This window comes from Paraburkholderia sp. (genome assembly GCF_028283785.1).
In the GTDB taxonomy this organism is placed as follows: Bacteria; Pseudomonadota; Gammaproteobacteria; order Burkholderiales; family Burkholderiaceae; genus Paraburkholderia.
On the sequence record NZ_JAPWKB010000011.1, the window covers coordinates 106,456 to 112,455 of the forward strand.

A 6,000-nucleotide genomic window follows, 5' to 3' on the forward strand; every position below is an offset into this window, starting at 1 on the left:
GTGAACCGCGAACGCGCGTTCAACGCGCATGGAAGATGACGATGGCTATCCCGACCGAACTCGACACCCGCAAGATTGAAGTCAACGGCCGTGCTTACCGGCTGCCCACGCAACCTGTCGTCGTAGTGTGCGTCGACGGCTGCGAGTACGACTATCTGGAAGCCGCGGTCGCGGCCGGCGTCGCGCCGTTTATCGGCAAGATGCTGAAGGGCGGCGCGGCGTTCAAGGGCGACTGCGTGATCCCGTCGTTCACCAACCCGAACAACCTGTCGATCGTCTGCGGCGTGCCGCCGCGCGTGCACGGCATCTGCGGCAACTACTTCTGGGACCCGGACGCGAACGGCGGCACGGGCGCGGAAGTGATGATGAACGATCCGGCCTATCTGCGCGCCGGCACCTTGCTGGCCGCCGCGGCGAAGGCGGGCGCGCAAGTCGCCGTCGTCACCGCGAAGGACAAACTGCGCCGCCTGCTCGGCGACAAGCTCGACGGCATCTGCTTCTCCGCTGAAAAGGCGGACACGGTGAGCATCGACGAAAACGGCATCGGCGACGTGCTGGATCTGGTCGGCTTGCCGGTGCCCGATGTGTACAGCGCGGCGTTGTCGGAATTCGTGTTCGCTGCCGGCGTGCGGCTTGCCGAAACCCGTAAGCTCGACCTGATGTATCTGTCCACGACGGACTACATCCAGCACAAGTGGGCGCCCGGCACCGAAGGCGCGAACGCGTTCTACGCGATGATGGACGGCTATCTGGCGCAGCTCGACGCGCTGGGCTGGACGATCGGTCTGACCGCCGATCACGGGATGAACGCCAAACACGACCCGCAAACCGGCGAGCCGAACGTGATCTATCTGCAGGATGTGATGGACGACTGGTTCGGCGCGGCCAACGCACGCGTGATCCTGCCGATCACCGATCCCTACGTGGTTCACCACGGCGCGCTCGGCTCGTTCGCGACGATCTATCTGCCGCGCGACGCCGACGCTGCGGACGTGATCGGGCGGTTGCGCGCGCTCGACGGCGTCGATGTGGTGCTCGGCAACGCGGCGGCGTGCGACCGCTTCGAGCTGCCGAACGACCGTGTGGGCGATATCGTCGTCGTCAGCCAGAAAAACGTCACGCTCGGCACGCGTCGCGAAGCGCACGACCTGTCGGGGCTGACCGTGCCGCTGCGTTCGCACGGCGGCATCTCCGAACAGGAAGTGCCGCTGATCTTCAACCGGAACATCGACGGCGCGGCCACCGCGAAACGCCTGCGCAATTTCGATATCTTCGATCTCGCGCTCAATCATCAGGTGGCGTCATGAGCGCCGTGCTGAAAGACCACGACGCGCCGTTTCGCACCGAAGCGCTGCGGTGGTGCGGCCAGCACGCGAGCCGCGTGCGCACGCTCGACGTCCGCGATCCGTATACCGGCGCGTGCGTCGGCACGGTGCCGCTGGCGACCGTCGAGGACGTGAATGCCGCGTTCGATTACGCGGCCGCGTATCGACCGGCGCTGTCGCGCTACGAGCGCTCGCAGATTCTCGAACGCGCGGCGGGCTTGTTGCGCGAGCGCGTCGAGGAAGCGTCGGATCTGATTTCGCTCGAATCGGGTCTGTCGAAACAGGACTCGCGCTACGAGATCGGGCGCGTGGCCGACGTGCTGAAGTTTTCGTCAATCGAAACGCTGCGCGACGACGGGCAAAGTTTTTCGTGCGATTTGACGCCGCATGGCAAGAAGCGCCGCGTATTTACGCAGCGCGAGCCGCTTGCGGGCGTGATCGTCGCGATTACGCCGTTCAATCACCCGATGAACCAGGTCGCGCACAAGATCGCGCCGGCCATCGCGACCAATAACCGGGTCATTCTGAAACCGTCGGAAAAAGTGCCGATGTCGGCGTTTTATCTCGCGGACATTCTGTATGAAGCCGGCTTGCCCGAGCCGATGTTGCAGGTGCTGACCGGCGATCCGCGCGAGATCGCCGATACGCTGATCACGCATCCGCTGGCCGAACTCGTGACGTTCACGGGCGGCGTGGCGATCGGCAAATATATTGCGTCGAAGGCGGCGTATCGGCGCGTCGTGCTGGAACTTGGCGGCAACGATCCGCTGATCGTGCTCGAAGACGCCGATCTCGATCGCGCGGCGACGCTGGCGGTTCAGGGTTCGTACAAGAACTCCGGGCAGCGTTGCACGGCGGTCAAGCGAATCCTGGTGCAAAAGCGTATCGCGGCCGACTTCACGGAACGTGTGGTCGAGAAGACGCGTGCGTGGACGTATGGCGATCCGTTCGATCCCGCGAACCAGATGGGCACGGTTATCGACGAGGCCGCCGCGCGGCTGTTCGAGGCGCGGGTCGACGAGGCGGTGGCGCAAGGCGCGCGGCTGCTGGCGGGCAACCGGCGGATCGGCGCGCTGTACTCGCCGACCGTGATCGATCGGGTGGATCCGTCGATGACGGTGGTGCGCGAAGAAACCTTCGGCCCGGTGTCGCCGATCCTCACCTTCGACACGCTCGACGATGCCATCCGCATCAGCAATGGCACGCCGTTCGCGTTGTCGTCCGGGGTCTGCACGAATCGTCAGGATTCGATCACGCGGCTGATCAACGAATTGCGTGTCGGCACGGTCAACGTGTGGGAAGTGCCTGGATACCGGACCGAGTTGACGCCGTTCGGCGGCATCAAGGATTCGGGGCTTGGCTATAAGGAAGGCGTACAGGAAGCGATGAAGAGCTTTACGAATCTGAAAACCTTCTCGTTACCTTGGGAGTGATGGCGTGGCTTTGAATCTGAACGACATACGCGGATTGTTCGATGCGTTCGGCGCGCTGGCTTATAGCGGCGAGCCGGTGACGCAGCTCGAACACGCGTTGCAAAGCGGCGCGCTGGCCGAAGAAGAGGGCGCGTCCGATGAGCTGGTCGCGGCGGCGTTCCTACACGACCTTGGGCATTTGCTGAATCGGCACGGCGAAACACCGAGCGAGCGCGGCATCGACGATCTGCATCAATACTTTGCATTGCCGTTTTTGCGCCCGATCCTGCCGGACGCGGTGCTGGAGCCGATCCGTCTGCACGTGGATGCGAAGCGTTGTCTGTGCGCGGTCGATGCGACGTACTTCGCGCAGCTCTCTGCGGATTCGGTGCGGAGCCTGGCGTTGCAGGGCGGCGTCTTCAGTGAGTCCGAAGCGGAGACGTTCCTGCAAAAGCCCTTCGCCAGCGATGCGCTGCGTCTGCGCAAGTGGGACGATCGCGCCAAGTCGCCGGATCGCGCGACGCCGGATATGGATCACTTTATGGATGTCGTCGCGCGAGTGATGAAATAGCGGGATCGTCTAGCGTGGGCGCGGCTACTTGCTGCCACGCCAAAATGAGATATCAAAAAAGAATTTTGGGAAAACGCTTGAACTAGGGGCGCGGCTCACCTATGATTCGCCTCCTCCGTGCAAACGGGGTTCGCCGCAGAAACCGGTGAACGCGAGGTGAACCGGAAGTTTTAAGCGATAGCAAAAACAACGGTTGACGTAGCGAAAAAGATTCTTCATAATCTCGTTTCTCTGCTGCAGATGCAGCGACGCAGAACGAAGCGGTGCCGGATAGTTTGAAGTGCGGCGACTGCAAGTGACGCGAATTGATCTTTAAAAATTAACAGTCGATAAGTGTGGGCGCTTGATGGCGACGCTGGCCGGATTCTTCGGAGTCTGGCGTAAAAGCGAAAGTATCAAGTCTCACACAGTAATGAAAGGAAGGTTTGGCCGTCGCAAGATGGCTGGATCATTCGTCAGTACGTTGAGTGAGCGACCGGTTCTTAACGGAACCGAAAAACAGTAACAGGTTTGAACTGAAGAGTTTGATCCTGGCTCAGATTGAACGCTGGCGGCATGCCTTACACATGCAAGTCGAACGGCAGCACGGGGGCAACCCTGGTGGCGAGTGGCGAACGGGTGAGTAATACATCGGAACGTGTCCTGGAGTGGGGGATAGCCCGGCGAAAGCCGGATTAATACCGCATACGCTCTACGGAGGAAAGGGGGGGATCTTAGGACCTCTCGCTCAAGGGGCGGCCGATGGCAGATTAGCTAGTTGGTGGGGTAAAGGCCTACCAAGGCGACGATCTGTAGCTGGTCTGAGAGGACGACCAGCCACACTGGGACTGAGACACGGCCCAGACTCCTACGGGAGGCAGCAGTGGGGAATTTTGGACAATGGGCGCAAGCCTGATCCAGCAATGCCGCGTGTGAAGAAGGCCTTCGGGTTGTAAAGCACTTTTGTCCGGAAAGAAAACCATCTGGTTAATACCTGGGTGGGATGACGGTACCGGAAGAATAAGCACCGGCTAACTACGTGCCAGCAGCCGCGGTAATACGTAGGGTGCAAGCGTTAATCGGAATTACTGGGCGTAAAGCGTGCGCAGGCGGTCCGCTAAGACAGATGTGAAATCCCCGGGCTTAACCTGGGAACTGCATTTGTGACTGGCGGGCTAGAGTATGGCAGTGGGGGGTAGAATTCCACGTGTAGCAGTGAAATGCGTAGAGATGTGGAGGAATACCGATGGCGAAGGCAGCCCCCTGGGCCAATACTGACGCTCATGCACGAAAGCGTGGGGAGCAAACAGGATTAGATACCCTGGTAGTCCACGCCCTAAACGATGTCAACTAGTTGTTGGGGATTCATTTCCTTAGTAACGTAGCTAACGCGTGAAGTTGACCGCCTGGGGAGTACGGTCGCAAGATTAAAACTCAAAGGAATTGACGGGGACCCGCACAAGCGGTGGATGATGTGGATTAATTCGATGCAACGCGAAAACCTTACCTACCCTTGACATGTACGGAACCTGGCTGAGAGGTCGGGGTGCCCGAAAGGGAGCCGTAACACAGGTGCTGCATGGCTGTCGTCAGCTCGTGTCGTGAGATGTTGGGTTAAGTCCCGCAACGAGCGCAACCCTTGTCCCTAGTTGCTACGCAAGAGCACTCTAGGGAGACTGCCGGTGACAAACCGGAGGAAGGTGGGGATGACGTCAAGTCCTCATGGCCCTTATGGGTAGGGCTTCACACGTCATACAATGGTCGGAACAGAGGGTCGCCAACCCGCGAGGGGGAGCCAATCCCAGAAAACCGATCGTAGTCCGGATCGCACTCTGCAACTCGAGTGCGTGAAGCTGGAATCGCTAGTAATCGCGGATCAGCATGCCGCGGTGAATACGTTCCCGGGTCTTGTACACACCGCCCGTCACACCATGGGAGTGGGTTTCACCAGAAGTAGGTAGCCTAACCGCAAGGAGGGCGCTTACCACGGTGGGATTCATGACTGGGGTGAAGTCGTAACAAGGTAGCCGTATCGGAAGGTGCGGCTGGATCACCTCCTTTCCAGAGCTTCAGCATCAAAGTTGAGCGCTCACGCTTATCGGCTGTGAATTTGAAAGACAGACTCAGGGGTCTGTAGCTCAGTCGGTTAGAGCACCGTCTTGATAAGGCGGGGGTCGATGGTTCGAATCCATCCAGACCCACCAATGTCTTGTCTGGTGTGGCTGATCGGCGAAGTTCCCCTGTGTGATGTATGTGACTGGGGGATTAGCTCAGCTGGGAGAGCACCTGCTTTGCAAGCAGGGGGTCGTCGGTTCGATCCCGTCATCCTCCACCAATCTTCAATGCTGGTTTATCTGGCGCAGGCATTTAAACGTGCTGGCGGTTCAGTGAAACAAGCATTGGCGATTGAGCCAGTCAGTAAAGATAGGCGGTTATAGCAACCGCATTATCGGCTGTCGTTCTTTAACAATCAGGAAGAAGTAGTAAAGAGATTCACGAAAGGACATCAGAGATGACCCGAGTAGGTGAATCAGGGTTGTGATTGTATCGATGTATGAAAAGGTGATCGAAAGATTGCCTTGAATACGGCGCAACACGAATACTCAACCTGTAACGATGTGGCTCGCGCGGTCTTCCCAGTGAAGACGGCCAGAGACGCACCCGTTATAGGGTCAAGCGAACAAGTGCATGTGGTGGATGCCTTGGCGATCAC

The 6,000-nt window shown here is 59.4% G+C and carries 3 protein-coding genes, 2 tRNA genes and 1 rRNA gene; all 6 read left to right on the forward strand.

The genetic code is table 11. The features are described 5' to 3' along the window. Positions 1–41: 41 nt before the first annotated feature. The 6 genes from phnA (at position 42) to PW947_RS11725 (ending at position 5,622) form a co-directional block, all read left to right on the forward strand. On the forward strand, positions 42–1,307 hold the full coding sequence (gene phnA / locus PW947_RS11700) for a phosphonoacetate hydrolase (RefSeq protein ID WP_299631773.1): 1,266 nt from the start codon (positions 42–44) through the stop codon (positions 1,305–1,307). Then, positions 1,304–2,758 carry a phosphonoacetaldehyde dehydrogenase gene (phnY, locus tag PW947_RS11705; RefSeq protein ID WP_299631775.1) on the forward strand — a complete coding sequence of 485 codons (1,455 nt, stop codon included), beginning with the start codon at positions 1,304–1,306 and terminating at the stop codon, positions 2,756–2,758. The genes phnA and phnY overlap by 4 nt, the downstream gene beginning before the upstream one ends. 4 nt (positions 2,759–2,762) lie before the next feature. Continuing rightward, on the forward strand, positions 2,763–3,308 hold the full coding sequence (locus PW947_RS11710) for a phosphonate degradation HD-domain oxygenase (RefSeq protein WP_299631777.1): 546 nt from the start codon (positions 2,763–2,765) through the stop codon (positions 3,306–3,308). A 512-nt stretch (positions 3,309–3,820) separates the two neighbouring features. After that, positions 3,821–5,348, forward strand: a 16S ribosomal RNA gene (locus PW947_RS11715). Between the two features lie 66 nt (positions 5,349–5,414). Next, positions 5,415–5,491, forward strand: a tRNA-Ile gene (locus PW947_RS11720). Between the two features lie 55 nt (positions 5,492–5,546). Then, a tRNA-Ala gene (locus PW947_RS11725) sits at positions 5,547–5,622 on the forward strand. Positions 5,623–6,000: the final 378 nt, after the last annotated feature.